Source organism: Anaeropeptidivorans aminofermentans, assembly GCF_940670685.1.
Classification (GTDB): Bacteria; Bacillota; Clostridia; order Lachnospirales; family UBA5962; genus Anaeropeptidivorans; species Anaeropeptidivorans aminofermentans.
Map to the genome: position 1 here is coordinate 2,654,040 of NZ_OW711693.1, position 19,696 is coordinate 2,673,735.

Here is a 19,696-nt window from a genome sequence, read left to right on the forward strand (position 1 = left end):
TTAATCGAAAGTATATCTGTAAATATCGCTCATAATTTCACGATTCCAAGTTTTATGCTGTGGATGAATTCGGTTTTAGTGACGTTTCAGATGCTGTGTATATGTATATCTTTAAGGCTTTGGAAACTAAGCTATTGATACTTCCTATCATACAAACGCGCCGCGTTTAATACAACAAGTACCGATCCGGCGTTATGGACTAAAGCGCCGCTGACCGGGGTGAGTACACCGGCTACTGATAGCAGAATAGCTATAAAGTTAATTACCATGGATAGAACAATATTGAACTTTATGGTACGGACCGTAGAATCGGACAGCTTCTTCAAGTATGGAATTTTTGCAATATCGTCACCTATCAAAGCAATATCTGCCGCTTCAACAGCAATATCGCTTCCCATGCTGCCCATTGCCACACCTACATTGGCTATTTTAAGCGAGGGTGCATCATTTACTCCGTCACCAATCATACAGACCTTACGCCCCTGGTCTTTAAGCTCTTTAATTCTACTCACCTTGTCTGCCGGAAGCAGTTCTGCTTTCACTAAGTTAATGCCAACCTTGTCCGCAAAGTATTTGGTCATCTGTGCATTGTCACCTGTCAATAAGACAATATCGGTGTTCATATCATGCAGTTTTTTCACCATGTCTTTTGCGGTATCACGCAGAGTGTCTGAAAGGGTGATTGCTCCCACTAAAGACTGAGCTCTGGCAACAAGGATTATCGCCTTTCCCTGTGACTGAAAGTGAGCTAAAGTATCAGCAACCCGTTCATTTATATGTATGCCATTCTCTTTCATGTGCTCTGGGTTTCCGCACAGCAGCACTTGCCTGTTTATAGTTACTCGGATTCCCTTTCCCGGTATCATTTGAAAATCCTTTGCTGATTGAATTAAGATCCCCTGCTCTTTGGCATAATCTACAACCGCCTTTGCCAAAGGATGCTCCGAATAGGCTTCCCCAGACGCCGCCAAAGCCAGAAGCTGCTCCCTATCAACGCTTTCAGCCAAAGGCAGAACATCTGCAACCACAAGCTTCCCATATGTCAGCGTTCCGGTTTTGTCAAAGGCGATGCAATCGACTTTTCCCATGTTCTCCAAGGCTTCACCAGATTTGATAATAACCCCATGCTTGGTAGCCTGGCCGATTGCAGCCATGACAGAAGTGGGAGTAGCTAAGGCCAACGCACAGGGGCAGAACACAACCAATATGGTTACGGCCCTAATCAATTCTCCTGTGATAATAAAAGTAATCACAGCAATAGCCAAAGCGATAGGAACAGCCATGTAGCCCATTTGTCCGCAATCCGCTGCATGGGAGCCTTACTGTTTTCTGCTTCCTCCACCAGGCGAATCAGCTTTTGCAGAGAGGAGTCTTCGCCAACCTTGGTGGCAATGATGTCAATCGAGCCAAAGTGGTTCATTGTCCCGCTAAACACGCTGTCTCCCTCACCTTTATCTATCGGCAGCGATTCACCAGTCATGATAGATTGATCGACAGAGGTATTCCCTGCAATTATTTCGCCATCCACCGGGATAGTTTCTCCGGGCAGTACCCGCAGAATATCATCCCTCTGGACCTGCTCTACGGATACCATTTCTTCATTGATTCCTGTTATATCCGGTCTGAGCCTTCTGCCCTGCACAGGAACGAGATTAATCAATTGTTTTAACCCTTTTTTAGCTGTTTCCACCGTTTTATCTTCCAATATGGCACCCACCGCCATAATAAAGGCAACCTCACCGGCAGCAAAAAACTCTCCGATGGCGATAGAGGCAATCATTGCAATGGATATCAACAAAGCAGAGGATATCCATTTCTCATAGATTAATCGGGTGATTGCAAGGTAAAGCAGCGGGTATCCGGACAGTATAACCGTAACCCATGCCGGGTCAATCAAAAGCTCTTTTCCAGTCAGCAGCAAAACCAGGCTGAATACCAAAAACACGCCGGAAACAATGGTCCATTTCAATCCTGCGAACAAGTCGCTTATTTTTTTGAGCATATTCTATCCCTCCAATACTGCTACTTGATTATTTGGCTAACTTTCGGTATAGTAAATTCATAACCGAATATATTATTCGGTATTTAATATACCAAGAGCGCACGACTGGCACAAGAAGCGGTTTTTGCGGAATGTGCGCTACCGAACAAATCTATAAAAATGTTCCGAAAGGATACGCATATGGACAGAAGACAGCGAAAAACGAGAGAGGCAATTTTTGATGCATTCAGTGAACTACTGATGCATAGCAGCTATTCACAAATCACGGTGCAAAGAATCATCGACGGGGCCGATGTGGGGAGGACGACCTTTTACTCCCATTTCCCAACAAAAGACGACCTTTTGCGGGAAATGTGCACCGAGATGTTTGAACATGTTTTCTCTGAAGCACCGGAAGCAGAACTGACCCATGATTTCTCTAGGGCATCCGATGACCCAAAGGCAATTGTTACTCATATTCTTTACCATCTGCGTGAACATGGAAGGACTATGCTCGTCCTTTTGACCTGCGAAAGCGGTGAGCTGTTCCAGCGCTATTTTCATCAATACTTTAATGAACTGGTAACACTGCACATCCTTGGCGGGTGCCTTCGAAAAAATGCCCTTGTACCGGAGGAATTCCTCATCGACCATATTTCGGGCAGCTTCGTCAATATTGTGCGTTGGTGGCTGAAAAACGATATGAAACAATCTCCGGAGGAAGTTGCTGAATACTTTACGTCAGTGATACTACCGATTATATAAGCTGTTGATAATTAGGGAAATATCAGTATCTTACCCCATTTATTAAGGAGTAACAGAAGCTGATTTTTATCCTTTTTGTCAAATTAAAAGCGAGCTTAACTGGCAGCGGAAACCGGTCTCCCCGCATAGCAATCCATACACGATACAAAAAACGGATACTGGTTCGATTGAAAAAACTTATGTAAAATTGAAAATAATTTAGTCCAATCCCCTCACGAAACCGGATTAGTAGTGAGGGGGTTTTTCTATTTCCCCTTTTATTATACTGAAAGACCTCTGATAAGAAATACAATACCAAAGAGTGATACAGTATGAAGAATTAAGCGGGAGCGGGGATTTCTGCTCCTGCTTAAAAATCGCTAAGGCTAACCTCAGCATACTGAGAATTTTAGCCTTAACCCCTTTTAACTTTCCAAAATTAGACATCAAAAAATAAGAGTTATCATGGTATAATTAGTACATCTTTTATAAATAAAACATACGAATGTGAAGATTTTGAAACTGTAGTTGGGCATATTATGATTGAGATATAATCTTAAACAGATAAATTATTAAGGAGGTGACCGGAGAATAAATATGAAAAATAGAATTTATTTCGCAATCGACTTAAAATCATTTTATGCTTCGGTCGAATGCATAGAGCGAGGGCTTGATCCGATGAATACTAACCTTGTTGTCGCTGATGCAAGCCGTACCGAAAAGACCATTTGTCTCGCAGTCTCCCCTACCCTCAAAGCATATGGTATTCCCGGCAGAGCAAGGCTATTTGAGGTTGTGCAGAAGGTTAAGGAAGTAAATGCGGCACGGCTAAGAAAAGCACCAGGGCGAGCCTTTTCCGGATCTTCTTTCTGTGATACCGAGTTAAAATCATTACCGAGTCTCTCGCTGGACTATATTATCGCACCGCCGAGAATGGCACATTATATAGAGTTCAGCACCCAGATTTACAATATCTATTTAAAATATATCGCACCCGAAGATATCCATGTATATTCCATCGACGAAGTATTCATTGATGCTACCGACTATCTGAGAACCTACAATCTTTCAGCCCGTGAACTTGCCACAAAAATGATTCTTGATGTCCTCAAAACAACCGGCATCACGGCATCAGCAGGAATCGGCACAAACCTGTACCTTTGTAAGGTTGCTATGGATATTCAGGCAAAGCGTATCCCGGTGGACGAAAACGGCGTGCAGATTGCTGAATTGGATGAAATGAGCTACCGCCGCTTGATGTGGTCACACCGGCCTCTAACAGACTTTTGGCGCATTGGCAAAGGATATGCACGGAAGCTGGAGGAAAAGGGTCTCTTTACCATGGGAGATATTGCAAGGTGCTCCCTTGGTAAGCCCACAGATCACTACAACGAGGATTTGCTGTACAAGTTGTTCGGCGTCAATGCAGAGTTATTGATAGACCATGCGTGGGGATGGGAACCATGTACAATTGCCGATATTAAGGCATATAAGCCCAGCACAAATAGTATCGGATCGGGTCAGGTACTGCAATATGCCTATCCCTTTGACAAAGCGAAACTGATTGTGCGGGAAATGACTGATCTGCTGGTGCTGGATTTGGTGGATAAAAGGCTTGTTACTGGCCAGCTTGTTTTGACCGTGGGATATGATATTGAAAATCTGACAAACCCGAAGATAAAAAAATTATACAGTGGACCAATTACAATCGACCGCTATGGACGTTCCGTTCCGAAATCTGCCCATGGTACGGCAAACCTTGGCAGACAGACTTCCTCCACCAAGTTGATTATGGAGGCTGTCACAGAGCTGTTTGAACGCATCGTTGATAAAAATCTTCTGGTCAGAAGAGTTAATATCACAGCGAATCATGTTGTTGATGAGAGAACCGTTCAAAAGAAGAGCGACTTTGAACAAATTGACCTCTTCACAAATTATACGGATGCACAGGCTAAAAAAGAGGAAGAAGAAGCCGCGCTTGAACGAGAAAAAAAGGTGCAGAGAACAATACTTGCGATAAAGAAGAAATATGGCAAAAATGCCGTTCTAAAGGGTATGAATCTTGAAGAAGGTGCTACTACGTTAGCTCGAAACAAACAAATTGGAGGGCATAAAGAATGACGAAAGAATACGATGATATCATCCATTTGCCGCGCCATGTCTCTAGGAAACACCCTCACATGGCAACCACTGATAGGGCAGCTCAGTTCTCTCCTTTTGCCGCATTAACCGGCCATGCCGCCGCTATCAACGAAACCGCAAGACTGACTGATGAGAAAGTAGAACTGGACGAATATATGAAAGACGCTTTAAGGAATAAGCTACAGATTATAGCCAACCGGCTTAAAGAGCAGCCTGAAATCGTAATTACCTATTTTCAGCCGGACGAAAAAAAAGACGGCGGGGCCTATGTTGCTGCTGCCGGTACGGTTAAAAAGATAGATGAATATAACCGAGTTATTGTCATGACGGATAGAACAGCAATCCCTATCGATGATATAACTGGCATAGAGGGGCAGATATTCGAAAGCATGTAGCTCCTTTCGTGCGATAGGAGTGAATAACGATAAATTTGAATTTGTCGGGAAGTTTTAACAGCCGATTGTATAATATGTTATTATCATAATAGACATTTAATATAAGGAGGATTAGCCTATGAAACAAGTGATGCCAATTTGTACACCTGATTTATCATTACGGCCATTTAGTCTTTCTGCAGATAGAGCAATGCCATTTCCCTCTAATGTATTGTATCGTGCTTGGACTGAACAGTTTGACCTATGGTTTGCAGAACCAGGTTCAGTTCTGATGAAGGGGGAAGTCAACGCCGTTTTTTACTTTGAAACAGCCTTTGAAGGGAAGCGTCATCCTCACTATGGCCGTTTTCTTCGGCTTGTGCCTGACCAACTGGTTGAACTTACATGGCTGACGGATGCCGACGGAACCAAAGGGGCTGAAACGGTTGTAACTGTGGAATTTAAAAAAGTTGAAAGCGGAACAGTATTACGATTAGATCATGCGGGGTTTTTAGATAAAGAATCAAGGGACAAGCATGAGCAGACATGGCCGCTGGTTCTTGCTCAGCTGGAGGATAGGTTGAAAAGTATTACAAAATAGAAAACAAGAAAAGGAGATTTTATTTATATGGAAACTTATCAATTAACTCATAACCCAGTTGTAAAAGCTGAAATGCTTATCCGTAAACAGTTGCCGAAGTATATGAAGCATTTATCAACCCTTCTATTACCTGGGTTTAAGAGGAATGGAGATGAGATTGTAGACCAAGTGATTGGCGGCACAGAAGGATTTGCGTTAGTCCTCTCTGGATTAAAGGCATTTCTTGAGCATAATATTATTTTAAATCTTGTATCAGATCGTTTTCCCGATCAGAAAATACAATAAAATACAAATCTAATTCATAATGTTTCTATGCTATTACGAAAAGGAGCGCAAAAACATGGATAACAAATTAACATTGAACATTGTTGTAGCAAATGCGATGGAGGCAATGGAATTTTATGAGAACGTATTTGATGCCAAACGAGGCGATGTATTTCATTTCCCCGATAAAGAGGGTGTAAATGAGGTTAATATTACAGTTGGAAACGTTGAATTGCGGCTGATTGATGAGAATGCCTCTTATAACTGTTATCCTCCCAAAAAAGATGAGGTAGACTCCATCTGGCTTCAGATGATTGTGGATGATACGGAAGCGGTGCTGAAAAGAGCCATAGAAAATGGTGCTTCGATTGGGCAGGAGGTATCCGAGTTTATGGGTACAAAATATGCAGAAATTATCGACCCTTTTGGTTACACTTGGACGATTAACCAAATTATTCGAGAAGTCTCTTATGAAGAGCGTTATCAATTTTATGTAGAGCAGCATGAGAGCGCAGACAAATAGGGATTTTCTCATGGGCAGCTATTAGTTTTATAACCAAAGGTTTTTAGGTTAATAAATTTTTAATTTAGCGTTGACTTTTAAAATATTAAGACAACCGGAATTAAAATAAAAATGGATAAATGAAACGGATAAATAAAAATGAAACCCAATATTTATATTATCATGCTGGCTGTCGATGATTTGGATAGATCACTTATTTTTTATCAAAATGGCCTGGGCTTGGGACAAGCAATACATAGCGGCGACCATATTCTGTTCGAGTTACAAGGAGAATTGACACTGGTACTCTTTTTGCGTACTGAATTTAATAAGACAGCAGGGCAGACCGACTCGTCTTACAGATATTCAAGTATCAGTCTAAGCTACCGAGCTGACAGCAGACAGGAAGTTGATGAAATATTGCAAAAGGCTGTGACATCAGGCGGAAGTTTACCGAGCGAGCCGCAAGAACATGACTGGGGGTATAACGGTTATTTCAAAGACCCAGACGGGCACCTGTGGGAGATTGCATATTTTTACGTATAGCAATCTAATTGTAGTCATAACAGCACATCCAGCGAATCAGCATAAGTACCATTAGCCCATAAAATCCCAATTCAGCACATAATTTAAACGAGGTATCCCCAATGAAACAAATGCTTTATAACGAATATGGAATACAGGTACAATCTTTACAAGAGATTCCTTCAGGTTGGTCTGCATCCGCGTGGAAAATACATGCTGATTGCGGCAGCTATTTTCTGAAGGTATATGACAAGCATAAGCCCTCCACAAAAAGTTGGGTTGCACAAATCGACAGCTACATACCAGTTGTTCTTTGGTTACATGAAAACACAGAGCTTCAAATGAAAATGACCGCACCGATTCTGACCAGAGGCGGAGATTACAAAAAGGAAGATACTGCTTTTCTATACATGGTATTTCCCTTTATCGAAGGAGCAACCCTATGCAGTGAAAAATTGAAACCATCGCAGGTGCTCGAAATTGCACAGATTATTTCCGAACTGCATTTTTATGGTGCTGGAATACCAGTATCGGTAAATAACTTAATTGAAACTTTTGACGTTTCATTTTGTATGACTTTGGCTGACGGCTTAAGAATATACATAATTCTGTTTACTTAAAAGAAATACTCATGCCCTATATATCGGTCCTTAACCAAACGATAGAAGCGCTTCAAGATATGGCGGCCTTACTGCAAAATTCTAAAATACGGTATTCTCTGTGCCATACAGACACTCACGGCTGGAATCTGATACAATCTAAAAACCTCATACTAATTGACTGGAGGGATTAAAACTTGCACCAGTAGAAACCGACCTCTTTTCGTTTACCGAATCTTTTTTCTTTGATTACGCGTGGGAGGATTTCATGGCTATTTACCGTGCAGCACACAAGGACTATCAGGTCAATATTGATGCAATGCAATTTTACAGATTGCGGCGCAGGCTGGAAGACATTCATGAATTTGTTGAAAGTATCTTGTTTGACGATTTTTCCCAGGATGATATAAATCGGCCGCTTCGTTATCTGAAACAGGAATGCGAATTGCTCAATATTATGCATCGACAGAAACCATTTGCCACATAAATTCCAATTTACAGAAACAAATCATAAGCAGGAATAGTATTGATTTCTTCTGAAAACTGCCAAGGCTAAAAATCCTCAGTTCACTGAGAATTTTTAGCCTTGGCAGTTTTTATTTTTACTGAAATAGATACCGAAAAATGAGCATTGTCATGTTATAATCAATACAGTTATTTTATAAAAAACAAGGGTTGAGCGTCAAAATCATCGAAAATATACCTTGATGTCAAGGGGTTATCAGGCTCAATTGTCATTAGAATTGCAGTAGCAAGGTAACTTACAATAGGTAAACAAATATAAATGTCCCTTAGAACTTTTGGCAACTTAGAATTTAACAGCCTTTCATTAAGCGTATAGCTTTATTCTGATTGTATTTCTCATACGGGCTATTTCATTAATTCTTTTAAATGATTTATCTGCCATATTCTTTCATCTTCCATTAATTTTATGACATCTGCTCTACTTTTGTTTAAAAGCTTTATGGCAGAAACAACATACATTGCTGTTCCCTCAGAATGAGCAGGAACATGGCAGGTAGCTAAACAATGTGAAGCTGCTCTTACTATTTGCGAATACGGTTTATCGGTTTTTTCCATAGTTTTTGCTAAAGCCAAAACTGTATATGTGTATTTCCTTGCGTCCCACATTTTTATTTCATCATTTATCCATTTTTGCAAAGTATCTACTGCTGTTTTCAAAATAGTTTCATTGGGATATTTTGTTTCAGATAGTGGTAAAACTCTATTTAAACAATCAATAGCCCACAATGCTAAAACCTTATGTTCATTAGAATATTGTTTTACAGGCTTTATCATATCAAGTAATTCATCATCGTGTTTTGTTAGTGAAAATTTATTCATATCAATCATATAATCCCTCCCCCTATTCTAAATATCCTTAGTTTAAAACTACTATTTAAATTCTAATCTATCGCTACCCTTCATGATTTGATACACTATAATTTTCTCAGTCATTTTACCACAAAATTAGGCCTTGTTTGTAAATAGAGAAACCGACGGTTATTTTGCAAAAAAGTGTGAATTCGAGGAGAAAACCGCAGAGATAGCAGCGCTATCTTGAGGATTTTCAACGAAGAAGTCATATCTTTTAGGCAAAATAAACTAGAGTTTTGATTTTACAAACATGCCCTAATCCAAAAGAAAAATAGCTTTCTATACTATCCCAATTCTATCTCCTAATTGCAGCGTCCGCCTTGAATATTTTCCTTCATATCGTTTCTTACGGAAGGTATGGAAAATAGTATGATGAGGGTGCTTATCCAAACTGAATTGGAGCGATTTTCGTTACGACGGTGCGGACTGGAGAATTTAAATCAATACCTGAAAGCACAGGATTTAAAAATATTGTGATTTCTTCAGGTTATAAATTGAGTCAGTATTCATCAAATTCAAATACTGAACAAATGATTATTTTTGACACCGCGGCTATTAAATAGAAATAAGGTCCTTGGAACCCTGTAAAAAATTTTAAACAAAAAATAGCTTTCTATGGTAAAATAAAAACCTAGAGGCTGTTTTTATAGCAAAGTGAAGAATAACAGCCGCCTAATAAAACGGTATATAGAAATATGACACCAAGGATATAAGGTGCGGCGGTCATCAGAATTCAGCAACAAAGCATATTGAGCCCTTGGTGAGGCCTGAAGATCTGAAATCCCGGCAGAAAACCAGCTGGCGGAATTATATATTGTCCCTTGGGATAAAAAATGTTTCATAAAAGAATACGGCAGAGACAAACTATAAACGATTCTTATACACTATCTGTAAAGGCAGAGATACTGATAAATATAAGAAACGTTTTTCTAAAGAAGGAGACTGAAAATGACTACTATCATAGAAAATATATTAACAAGAAGAAGCATACGCTCCTTCAAAAAAGATCAGATATCAGAGGAAGATTTAAACACCATTCTTATGGCAGGAAGCTATGCTCCCAACGGAATGGGAACCCAAAGCTGGAAATTTACTGCAATACAAAATGCACAAACAATGAAAAAGGTAAACGCGGCAATCCGCCAATCCCTTTTATCTGTCCCCATTGTTCCTGAAACCCACCCTTATATTGTGAGCCTGATTGAAAAAGCAAAAGATGAAAATGCGGACTTTCTTTATCATGCCCCTACTTTTATTATTGTTTCTAACTTAAAAGACAATGGTAATTCCATGCCGGATTCAGCATTAGCCATAGGAAATATGATGCTGGCGGCGCATGCTTTCGGTATCGGCTCCTGCTGGTTAAATCAATTGCCGGGCCTTACTCATATGCCTCTCATCCGTGAGCTTTTAAATGACTTGGATATTCCGGAAAACCATATTGTATATGGGTCCTTTGTTATGGGTTATGGGGCAGAAGAGCCTAAACCTGCTGCGCCGCGAAAAGATGTTATAAATATTATCCGTTAGATATATAATTACCGATTGAAGCTTAAAATTATGCTTTTTTCAGGGTCGTACAAGGTTCAAGCGGTATCCCTTTTAATGATTCAAGGGCGAATATGCTGCCTGATGGGGCATATGCCGTAAAAAGAGCTTCCTTGGGAAAACCGGTTTCAAACAGATACCCTAATTAAGAATACAAAACAAAGTACAGTATCAAGACAGTAATGTTTGAAAAGGATAGCTTTATCAACGATTATTAGAATAAGTAAAAGAAAAGAGGTTTTCTATGCAGGCAGAAAAATTGCAGCTTAAGGATAAAGAGAGTTTTATGGCTTTTTGTTTAAAACATAGAAATAAAATTGATGATTCATTTTTATGTGACGAAGATCTGGAGAACTTTTCTCCTGATGAGGAAAACCCCACATTTATCGTGAAAAAAGACGGTAACATCATAGCTGCCGCCTCTCTTATCGTTGATGATTATCACAGAAGAGGGAAAAACGGGCGCTTTCGTATTTTTTATTCTGAAAATCATAATTTGGATATTTATTCTGCTTTATTAGGGGAGATAATTAAGCATATAAAGGAAATTGACAAGGTATTTTTGTTTATTCCCCTCATAAACAGCGAGCTTTCGGATAATATAAAAAGCCTTAACTTTACAGCCGAAAGATATGTGTATCTTTTGACTAAAGAAATTACAGGTTCCCAGGCTGTGAGTTTCCCCGAAGGCTACTCCATCAAAGAATTTCAGCCTCATAAAGATGAGGAGGATTGGTGCTATATCAGAAACATTGCCTTTTCAAACCTTAAAGGGAACTCTACCCCTATTACGCCGGCAATGATGCATAAACAAGTAGAAAGCTCAGAATATCTGGAGGGCGGCCTGCTTTTTCTAATGCATCATAAGGCTCCTGTAGGGATTATCAGAGGCTCAAAGGATAATTATGAAGGTGAGCCTGCTATGAATATCGGGCCTTTAGCTATTTTACCTGCATATCAAGGGAAAGGCTTAGGAAGACAGTTACTAAGAGCGGCACTTAACTTTGCACAAGAAAAGAATTATAAAAAGGCAGTTCTATGTGTCAATGCAGATAATGAAAGGGCAAAGGAGCTTTATTTAAGAGAAGGCTTTATCGAGGTTGAAGGTGTAGTCGCTTATGAATACCCTGTTACTTAGAATAAGGCCCAAAGTAATAATTAGTTAAGCATAAATCAAAGATATTTTATATAGACAGGAGGATTTGAGATGGTAACACCTGTATTGGAAAGTGAAAGAATACTCCTTCGCCCTCTTTCTCTTGATGATGCCAATCATATTTTTAAAAACTGGACATCGGACCCTGATGTAGCAAAATTTATGATATGGGACACCCATAAATCTATTGACGATACCATTGAATGGCTGAAAATAGAAGTAGAAAATATTAACAGCAACTATCATTACGGCTGGGGATTCGTACTAAAGGAAACCGGGGAATTATTTGGTTCCGGGGGCATAAACTTTAAAGATGAACTGGACTGCTATGAACTGGGATATAATATTATGAAAAAATATTGGGGGCAGGGTCTGACAACAGAAGCAGGAAAAGCTATGTTAGACTTCGCTGTAAACACTTTAGGAGAGAAAAGGTTCTTTTGCAGGCATGCAGTTGATAATATAGGGTCAAAAAAAGTTATGACCAAGCTTGGATTTGAATATTTTGGGGACAGCTCATATACGAGTTTTAGCGGTGAAAAGCATTTTTTAAGTAAGGATTACTTTCTAAATATTAAATAGCCTTGACGCTGTAACTTATATATTGTGTATCTTGAAATAATATTAGTCAAGAAGAAGTTTTGGCCGGTATATTTTAATAACATAAATAAAAAGGCTAATAGCTATGATAGAAAAACAGAAGATTTTAACCCTTAAATTAATAAGGCATCCTTATCTTAAAACAATACACCGCCTCAAAGGAGAAAACACATGGATATGCACGTAAAAGAAATTAACGGTTTAAAAATAGTCTCAATATGCAGTAATGAAAAGCTGATTGTTGATTCTCAATCTGCTCTTGATTTTATAGCAAGCATAAGCTATGAAACAAGCTGCAGCCGTATCGCCATAAATAAAGAGGCCCTATCAGATGATTTCTTTATTTTAAGCACAGGCCTTGCAGGAGAAGTATTGCAGAAGTTTATTAATTATCATATTAAGTTTGCTGTTACAGGGAATTTTTCAAAATATACAAGTAAACCCTTAAAGGATTTTATATATGAATGCAATAAGGGCAAGGATATTTTCTTTGTCTCAACAGAAGACGAGGCTTTAGAAAAATTAAGCAGGAGCTAACAGCTCCTGCTTTTTTAATGAAATCTTTATTATAAAAACTATAAAATACATTTATACTAAGATATTCATAGCCGTTAGGTAGTGTAGGCGTCCACCTAATGTATAATATTCCGATGATGGAAAAATCGCTTTTTCTTTGGATTTAACTATACCCGGTATATAAAGAATTCTAAAGAAAATGCGTATTTTAAACTTAGCTTTCTGCAAATAAGTTAAGGTCCATCTTCCACTTAAGGACTCTTATGGCCGCCTGATTGATCATTTCTTCGTCTACTGTTCCGTCTTTTACGGCATTGATTACAGCGGGAATCTGAGTTTCATAGTCTGTTGCTATAATTAAATCGTTTCCTGCCAATATAGCTTTTACTGCGGCTTCTTCATTTCCTGTGTATTTTTTTATGGCTTCCATGGCAAGATCATCGGTCATGATTACGCCGTTAAAATTCAATTCATTTCTGAGTATTTCATGGGCCCTTTCAGAAAGTGAAGCCGGATAATCTTTATCTATGGCAGTAACAATATTATGAGAAACTAAAATGCTTCCTGCGCCGGCGGTAATTCCCGCCTTAAAGGGAAGAAAATCATTATTTTCAAATTGGGCATAGTCTCTTTCATCAACAGCAATTTCCGTATGGGTATCTATATTATTTCCGTAACCGGGAAAATGCTTAAGGGTTGCGCCTATTTTCTCTTGAGTCATGGCTGAAACTACAGTTTTTACATATTCTGAGGTTTCCTCAGCCCCTTTTCCAAAGGAGCGCCTGTAAATAAAATTATTGGGGTCTGTAGATACATCGCATACAGGGGCAAGGTTTACATTAATTCCAAGATTTTTAAGAAACTGAGATTTTTCAACCGTATCCTTTTCTATAAGCTCATATCCCCCCTCATTATATAAGCTTTGAGATGATTTAAAAGGAGTGGAGCGAAACGCAGGATATTTGCTTACTCTATTCACGTCTCCCCCCTCCTCGTCAACGCCTATAAGTAAAGGTATGGGGGAATTATTCTGATATTCACTTATTGTATTTTTTATGCTTTCTGCAGTCTCATTTTCAAAATCCACCCCGAAAAGAATAATTCCGCCAAGGTGATAAGCTTTTAAATCGTTTAAGGCCGTCTCTTTTTTATGCCTTACAAAAAACAATTGGCCTACCTTTTCTTCTAAGCTCATAGTCTCTAGTATTTCTTTGGCTTTATCCGGCTCTTCTGTAATTTCTGTATTCTCTGGTTCCTGGGATTGCGATTCTGTAGGCGCTTCACTATTTTCTTCTTTCTCCTGAAAATCTTCTGAAGGTTCTTCCAATGGAAGGGCTGTATTCGTCTCTTCTGAAATGCCCTTTGGATTGCTGTTGCAGCCTATAAAAATGATTTGAGCAAATATAATAAAAAGTATTAAAATAAGTTTTTTCATAGTATCTCCTGTATTAATCGTAGATTTAGTTGTGAATTTTTATGTTTATAATATCCCCTTAAAGACGGATTTCAAATCCTCTATAATATTCTTAACTGAATATCCGTCATTATAAAACAACCACCTTATTGTAGTCAATATCACTGAAGCATATAAGCTGCTATGATAATCTGCAATAATCTCTTCAGTTTTATGCTCTTTAAGTAAATATTCCTTGCAGCTTTCTTTAAGAAGCAATTCAAAGTCCCTGTATACATTGATTGTATCCGTCTCTATTTTCCATAAGGATAATATATAGAATTTCTGCTGAATTAAATAAGCATATATTTTTTAAACTACATAAACCAAATCCTGGTCTTCCATTTCTTTAAAGCGGTCTTTCAAATAGGATTTAGCCTGCTGAATATATTCATCAGAAAGCTGCTCCGCAAGGTCGTATTTATCCTTATAGTATTTATAAAATGTTGGACGTTTAATTAAGGCTGTATCTATAATGTTTTGGACAGTTATGTCTTTAAAGCTCTTGTTTTCAAGTAAATATACAAAGCTTTCCTTTACATTTTTCTTGGTTTTTATCACTCTCAAATCTGTTTTTTATCCATAACCGGCACCTTCATGCAATCATAATGATAGGGTTTATATGTTTGCAATATAATAAATCTGCCTGTATTTCCAATGATAAACCACAGATGCTTCTATTCTGTTGCTTATCATATCATATACAGATATTTAATGGTTGCAGTAGTTTTTTAAATACATAATACTGTAAATAATAAAGGGCTGTCATTTAATTCACAGAATATATTTTTGTTCTTTTGGCGGTCAATAAATTATATTAATTCAGAGAGGCATCTATGGTTAAAAAACTCGTATTTTTAGAGCATCTCATACTATTTTTATATCTTTTATATACATATTTTTCTTCGGGATTTAGTATTCTGCTTTTTATCGTTCTTTTCTTTCTTCCAGACGCTGCAATTATATTTTATAAGATAAATGATAAAATAGGAAGCTTTGCTTATAATTTAATCCATACCCATTCCATACCGTTAGCGCTGCTTATTATAAATTATATATTTTTAAACACTCTATTATTGCACTCTGTTTGTATTATTTGGTTATCTCATATTGCAATGGATAGATTTTTAGGCTTTGTTTTAAAATACAAGGATTTTAAGGATATTCACATGCAAAGGATATAATTGCTTACATGCAGCCTTCGTTGAAGCTTCTGAATTTATTAAAAATAACAGTATTTCCATAACTTTCATTAAAGTTAAAAATTAAAACTACACATATATCTGTATCCTCTCATAGAATAGGTAAGAATATAAAAATTTTAAGGAGGATAAATATATGTCCACGCACTTTGAGTCTCTGGAAACAACTGTCCCTGAAAATCTTCACCGATTACCGACGGAGGTGGACACAGATTTCCAGCGTCTTATAGAATTTATAAAAGATAAGGACGTAGATGAAATTAAAAAAGCTATTATCCGTAATCTGAACCATTTTAATAAAACGAATCCCCAACTTTACAGAAATTCAATAAATTATTATAACGATTATAATAATCTTTGGGGAAAATACTATCCGGAAGAAGGTAATTATGAGCTTGTAGACAACAGAGCCGACGCACTGGTGAATCATCTTGAAGATTTCAAGTGGCTTTATCCTTTGCTTAAAGACTACCGCTCAAAAAAAATATTAGTGAACATACTCTATTATTGGCTTATGTCTGACCCTAAAAGAATAGAAGGCATATACGACAGAACTTATAGGCAGTATTTTGACCTTGACATTGTGAAATGCGATGAAAATGAAGTGTTTGTCGACATAGGCGGATATATCGGAGATAGTATTGTCGATTACACAAGGGCCTTTGGAAAGGATTGTTATAAGAGAATTTACTCTTATGAAATCGTATCTAAAAATATTGAATATATAGAAAAAAACGTAAAGATATTTGAGCTTGATAATATTATTATCAATAAAAAAGGCGCCGGCAGCAAAAACGGAACCATGTATATTTCTTCCGATGACATATCCTCCATCAACCAGCTTGCAGAAAGCGGAAAATATGCCATTCCTGTAGTTAAAATTGACGACGATATAGAAGAAGATGTGACTTTTATAAAAATGGATATCGAAGGCGGCGAAGAAGAAGCTCTTTTAGGCTGTATCCAAAAAATAAAGGATAACCACCCGAAGCTCGCCTTAAGCATATATCATAATCACAAGGATATGTGGAAGCTCCCAAGAATAATTTACGATGCCGACCCCACATATAATTTCTATATCCGGTATTATGGCTCCTCTATTCTGCCGACAGAATATGTTATTTATGCCATTTAATTTGCTTATTTATATAAATCACCAAGCAAACTTAAAAAATTATATAAGCGTAAGCTTATAAGCAGTTTTTAAGTGAGCATTTCCTTATAGGTAACAAACAGGTTTTCAAATTTGTTATCTATAGCAAATTTGAAATTAAACAGTAATAAAAATCGTATATCTTATGCTTAGTGAACCTGGAAACACTTACAGGGAAACTGTTAAAGTATTTTCAGGCGAACGCCCCCTTATAGCCAACAAAGATATTTTAATCTTTGTTGGCTATGAATGACTTAAACATAGCCATTCTATATGTTTAAACCGTTTATGAAAAATAGATTTTTATTGCATCCTTCTGTGAAATTTACTTTATAAGACAACTTCTTGATAAAATAATACGCCTTTATTTAAGCCCCCTGCTTTAAAGCGGGGGGCTTAAATTTATACCGCTTTAACGAACAGCACCGTTTTGGAAATTATCAAACCATTGATTGATTTCCTCATCACTGTCAACTTTTAAAATCTTAAAAATTTCATAGGCAAATTCCACTGCCGCCGTTTCATTGGCTGTAATAAAGCCTTGGTCATAAACTACTTGGGCAGGTATATAGAGTTTTTCTCCCTCATATCCTTTTACCCCCTGAAATAGCTCTAAAGAATCGCCTGTATGCCTTATGTTGTTAAGAAATCCCTGCTTACATAGAAAATAGGTTGCTCCGCATATGGCAGCAACGGGAATATTAAAACTTCGAACCTTTTTAACAAACGCCCCTATTTCATCGTAATCATTTTCTTCCCATGAAAGGCCGCCGGGAATAATAAGCATAGAAAGGTGGTCAAAATTATTATAATCCTTAATACTAAAATCTACTGCGGCTTTTATGCCGCCCATGGATACCTTATTATCTGTATCTATGCCAATGGTTTTCACCTTATAATCCGAAAATGAATTTGCTACAGCAATAGCGTAGCTTGCTTCCCAATCACACCAGCGATCTGTCAAAAGAAGCAGTATCTCATTTTTATTCACGGCGCACCTCCACATTTCATCTTTATTTTCATTGTCATGCTTATTAAATCAATGGGAAATAAGCTTAACCTTTTTTAAGTTTATTTTCTATATTAAAAATCATACTACATTTTCTTCTGTTGAATCAATAAAAATATGCATTGGGCTTGCTTTTTCCTTTCCATAAAGCCTATACTGTCTTTGCCTTTTGCGCTTATATAGTAAATTTAAAATTAAGCAGTAACAAAACCCTATATTCACGCAAACCTCAAAATGTACCGTCTCCGAATAAAATTCGTGTTTTTGAGTCTATAGTGAATAGGTTTTGTTACTTCTTTATGGGAAGAGTACTATACTTATAAAACTTGAAAGCTGCCTTTTTATTTTTAAGTTTAATAAGTTTCCCTTCAATCTATAAGGCAATAAACTTGGTCTTTTTCAAGTTTATTGCCTATATATCTTCCTTCTGGGATAAATTCTAATAATAAAATAGGAATCTGTTAAAACTTTTCATAGGGGATAATGGTCTTAACAGTATAAGGAGGGAATCAAATGACGACGAATAAAATGTTTGAAGACTATATATCCATAAATATTGACAGGATATACCGCTTTGCCTATACCTTTACCCGTAACAGAGAAGATGCGGAGGATATAGTCAACGACAGCGTAATAAAGGCTCTTAATTCTTTAAAAACCCTCAGAAACACCGACGTGATGGGCCCTTGGTTTTACCGTATCGTTACAAATACGGCAATAACCTATCTGAGAAAGAAAAACCGTATCGTATATCTGGATCCGGCGGATATGGAAGAGGCCCTTACGGAAAATGAGAATTTTGATCATTTAGATTTTGAGGAAATTATAGATAAGCTTGATTACAAATATAAAAGTGTTTTGGTCCTTAGATTCTTCGAGGATATGCCTTTATCGGATATCGCTTTTATTCAAAGTGAAAATTTAAATACAATAAAGACGAGATTATATAGAGCATTAAAGCTGTTAAAAATTGAAATGGAGGCTTCGATATGAATAAGAAATTAGAAGACATGAAAGAAGATTATATGAATATAAAAGCGTCCGATGAATTGAAATTAAGAGTTTCTGAAACTATAAATAAATATAACAATAAAACAGTTAAAAAAAGGTCTGCGGCAGGAATTGCGGCAGGAGTTGCCATCGCATTGGTAGCGACCTTAAATTTAAATGAATCCTTTGCTTCTACCCTATCGGAAGTTCCCGGTATGAGCGGTATCGTCAAAGTGCTTACTTTGGGCAAATACTCCTTTAAAGACGGAGGCTATGAGATTAATATCGTAACACCCAGAATCGAAGGCCTTCTTGATAAAGAGCTTGAAGATAAAATAAATCAGGATTTTAAAGAAAACGCCGATTCTGTAATTGCAGCCTTTGAAGAAGACGTAAGAGCACTTAAAGAAAAATACCCGGGAGAAAATGTTCATTTCGGAATGGACTCAGGCTATCTCATAAAAACCGATAATGATGATTACCTTGCCATAGATGTATATTTAGTGAATACTGTAGGCTCCTCCTCAACAATTCATAAATTTTATACCATAGATAAGAAAAATGGAACCGTCGTCACTTTAGAATCCTTATTTAAGCCCGATGCCGATTACGTTGAGGTTTTAAATAAATATCTGCTGGAAGAAATGAAAAGGCAAAATGAAATAGAACCGGACACCTATTGGATAGACCATGAAAGTATGTCATCCTTTGAAAGCATCCGAAAGGACCAGGGATTTTATATTAATTCCGACGGTAAAATCGTCATTTGCTTTGATAAATACGAAATAGCCCCAGGCTATATCGGCTCTCCTGAATTTGTTATTCCTGATGAGGTTATAAAAGACATTATCAATCATAACTACCGGCTTAGCCGGTAGTTTGCTCTGCCCCTATAAGGGGCTCTTACTGGCATGCGTCTGAGGACGCATCGAAGCGGTTTGCCAACCGCATTTACTTCCC

General features: G+C 37.6%; 22 protein-coding genes and 1 pseudogene. 18 read left to right on the forward strand and 5 right to left on the reverse strand.

From position 1 onward, the window contains the following. Positions 1-131: 131 nt before the first annotated feature. A pseudogene (locus NBX03_RS16200) lies at positions 132-2,002 on the reverse strand (heavy metal translocating P-type ATPase). Between the two features lie 180 nt (positions 2,003-2,182). Here NBX03_RS16200 and NBX03_RS11165 point away from each other — a divergent pair. The 10 genes from NBX03_RS11165 to NBX03_RS11205 all read left to right on the forward strand — a co-directional run bounded on the left by NBX03_RS11165 (position 2,183) and on the right by NBX03_RS11205 (position 8,219). After that, a complete protein-coding gene (locus NBX03_RS11165; RefSeq protein WP_250227855.1) occupies positions 2,183-2,746 on the forward strand; it encodes a TetR/AcrR family transcriptional regulator in 564 nt (187 codons plus the stop codon). Between the two features lie 576 nt (positions 2,747-3,322). Next, positions 3,323-4,846, forward strand: coding sequence for a Y-family DNA polymerase (locus NBX03_RS11170; protein WP_250227856.1), 1,524 nt, complete (start codon positions 3,323-3,325; stop codon positions 4,844-4,846). Then, positions 4,843-5,262 carry a YolD-like family protein gene (locus tag NBX03_RS11175; protein WP_250227857.1) on the forward strand — a complete coding sequence of 140 codons (420 nt, stop codon included), beginning with the start codon at positions 4,843-4,845 and terminating at the stop codon, positions 5,260-5,262. Before NBX03_RS11170 ends, NBX03_RS11175 begins: the two co-directional genes overlap by 4 nt. A gap of 118 nt (positions 5,263-5,380) precedes the next feature. Continuing rightward, on the forward strand, positions 5,381-5,842 hold the full coding sequence (locus tag NBX03_RS11180; protein ID WP_250227858.1) for an SRPBCC family protein: 462 nt from the start codon (positions 5,381-5,383) through the stop codon (positions 5,840-5,842). 27 nt (positions 5,843-5,869) lie between these two features. Further along, on the forward strand, positions 5,870-6,127 hold the full coding sequence (locus NBX03_RS11185) for an SRPBCC family protein (protein WP_250227859.1): 258 nt from the start codon (positions 5,870-5,872) through the stop codon (positions 6,125-6,127). A 55-nt stretch (positions 6,128-6,182) separates the two neighbouring features. Then, positions 6,183-6,629, forward strand: coding sequence for a VOC family protein (locus tag NBX03_RS11190; RefSeq protein WP_250227860.1), 447 nt, complete (start codon positions 6,183-6,185; stop codon positions 6,627-6,629). A gap of 138 nt (positions 6,630-6,767) precedes the next feature. Further along, positions 6,768-7,154, forward strand: coding sequence for a VOC family protein (locus NBX03_RS11195; RefSeq protein WP_250227861.1), 387 nt, complete (start codon positions 6,768-6,770; stop codon positions 7,152-7,154). A gap of 101 nt (positions 7,155-7,255) precedes the next feature. Next, positions 7,256-7,753 (forward strand): protein kinase family protein, encoded by a 498-nt coding sequence (locus NBX03_RS11200; protein WP_250227862.1) that lies wholly within the window; start codon positions 7,256-7,258, stop codon positions 7,751-7,753. A gap of 11 nt (positions 7,754-7,764) precedes the next feature. Further along, positions 7,765-7,926 (forward strand): phosphotransferase, encoded by a 162-nt coding sequence (locus NBX03_RS16205; RefSeq protein WP_408628541.1) that lies wholly within the window; start codon positions 7,765-7,767, stop codon positions 7,924-7,926. A 74-nt stretch (positions 7,927-8,000) separates the two neighbouring features. Continuing rightward, a complete protein-coding gene (locus tag NBX03_RS11205) occupies positions 8,001-8,219 on the forward strand; it encodes a hypothetical protein (protein ID WP_250227863.1) in 219 nt (72 codons plus the stop codon). A 383-nt stretch (positions 8,220-8,602) separates the two neighbouring features. On the opposite strand, the gene NBX03_RS11210 is transcribed toward NBX03_RS11205, so the two are convergent. Continuing rightward, positions 8,603-9,085, reverse strand: coding sequence for a putative immunity protein (locus tag NBX03_RS11210; protein WP_250227864.1), 483 nt, complete (start codon positions 9,083-9,085; stop codon positions 8,603-8,605). 972 nt (positions 9,086-10,057) lie between these two features. Here NBX03_RS11210 and NBX03_RS11215 point away from each other — a divergent pair. The 4 genes from NBX03_RS11215 (at position 10,058) to NBX03_RS11230 (ending at position 12,950) form a co-directional block, all read left to right on the forward strand. Continuing rightward, positions 10,058-10,639: a nitroreductase family protein gene (locus NBX03_RS11215; RefSeq protein ID WP_250227865.1), complete on the forward strand. Its 582-nt coding sequence runs from the start codon at positions 10,058-10,060 to the stop codon at positions 10,637-10,639. A gap of 262 nt (positions 10,640-10,901) precedes the next feature. Then, positions 10,902-11,795 carry a GNAT family N-acetyltransferase gene (locus tag NBX03_RS11220; RefSeq protein ID WP_250227866.1) on the forward strand — a complete coding sequence of 298 codons (894 nt, stop codon included), beginning with the start codon at positions 10,902-10,904 and terminating at the stop codon, positions 11,793-11,795. Between the two features lie 69 nt (positions 11,796-11,864). Then, positions 11,865-12,395, forward strand: a complete 531-nt coding sequence (locus tag NBX03_RS11225; protein WP_250227867.1) for a GNAT family N-acetyltransferase — start codon at positions 11,865-11,867, stop codon at positions 12,393-12,395. A gap of 189 nt (positions 12,396-12,584) precedes the next feature. Then, entirely contained in the window at positions 12,585-12,950 is a 366-nt protein-coding gene (locus NBX03_RS11230) for a DUF4180 domain-containing protein (RefSeq protein WP_250227868.1), read from the forward strand. Between the two features lie 193 nt (positions 12,951-13,143). On the opposite strand, the gene NBX03_RS11235 is transcribed toward NBX03_RS11230, so the two are convergent. Both NBX03_RS11235 and NBX03_RS11240 read right to left on the reverse strand, forming a co-directional pair. Further along, a complete protein-coding gene (locus tag NBX03_RS11235) occupies positions 13,144-14,364 on the reverse strand; it encodes a glycoside hydrolase family 3 protein (protein WP_250227869.1) in 1,221 nt (406 codons plus the stop codon). A 330-nt stretch (positions 14,365-14,694) separates the two neighbouring features. After that, positions 14,695-14,943: a TetR family transcriptional regulator gene (locus NBX03_RS11240; RefSeq protein WP_250227870.1), complete on the reverse strand. Its 249-nt coding sequence runs from the start codon at positions 14,941-14,943 to the stop codon at positions 14,695-14,697. A gap of 275 nt (positions 14,944-15,218) precedes the next feature. On the opposite strand from NBX03_RS11240, the gene NBX03_RS16210 reads away from it, so the two are divergent. Beyond that, a complete protein-coding gene (locus NBX03_RS16210; protein WP_408628542.1) occupies positions 15,219-15,566 on the forward strand; it encodes a DUF4260 family protein in 348 nt (115 codons plus the stop codon). A gap of 154 nt (positions 15,567-15,720) precedes the next feature. Next, positions 15,721-16,719: an FkbM family methyltransferase gene (locus tag NBX03_RS11245; RefSeq protein WP_250227871.1), complete on the forward strand. Its 999-nt coding sequence runs from the start codon at positions 15,721-15,723 to the stop codon at positions 16,717-16,719. Positions 16,720-17,149: 430 nt separating this feature from the next. On the opposite strand, the gene NBX03_RS11250 is transcribed toward NBX03_RS11245, so the two are convergent. Beyond that, entirely contained in the window at positions 17,150-17,728 is a 579-nt protein-coding gene (locus NBX03_RS11250; RefSeq protein ID WP_250227872.1) for a type 1 glutamine amidotransferase family protein, read from the reverse strand. 531 nt (positions 17,729-18,259) lie between these two features. Here NBX03_RS11250 and NBX03_RS11255 point away from each other — a divergent pair. After that, complete coding sequence (locus NBX03_RS11255; RefSeq protein WP_250227873.1) at positions 18,260-18,739, forward strand: RNA polymerase sigma factor; 480 nt, start codon at positions 18,260-18,262, stop codon at positions 18,737-18,739. Continuing rightward, positions 18,736-19,614 (forward strand): DUF3298 and DUF4163 domain-containing protein, encoded by an 879-nt coding sequence (locus NBX03_RS11260; RefSeq protein WP_250227874.1) that lies wholly within the window; start codon positions 18,736-18,738, stop codon positions 19,612-19,614. Before NBX03_RS11255 ends, NBX03_RS11260 begins: the two co-directional genes overlap by 4 nt. Positions 19,615-19,696: the final 82 nt, after the last annotated feature.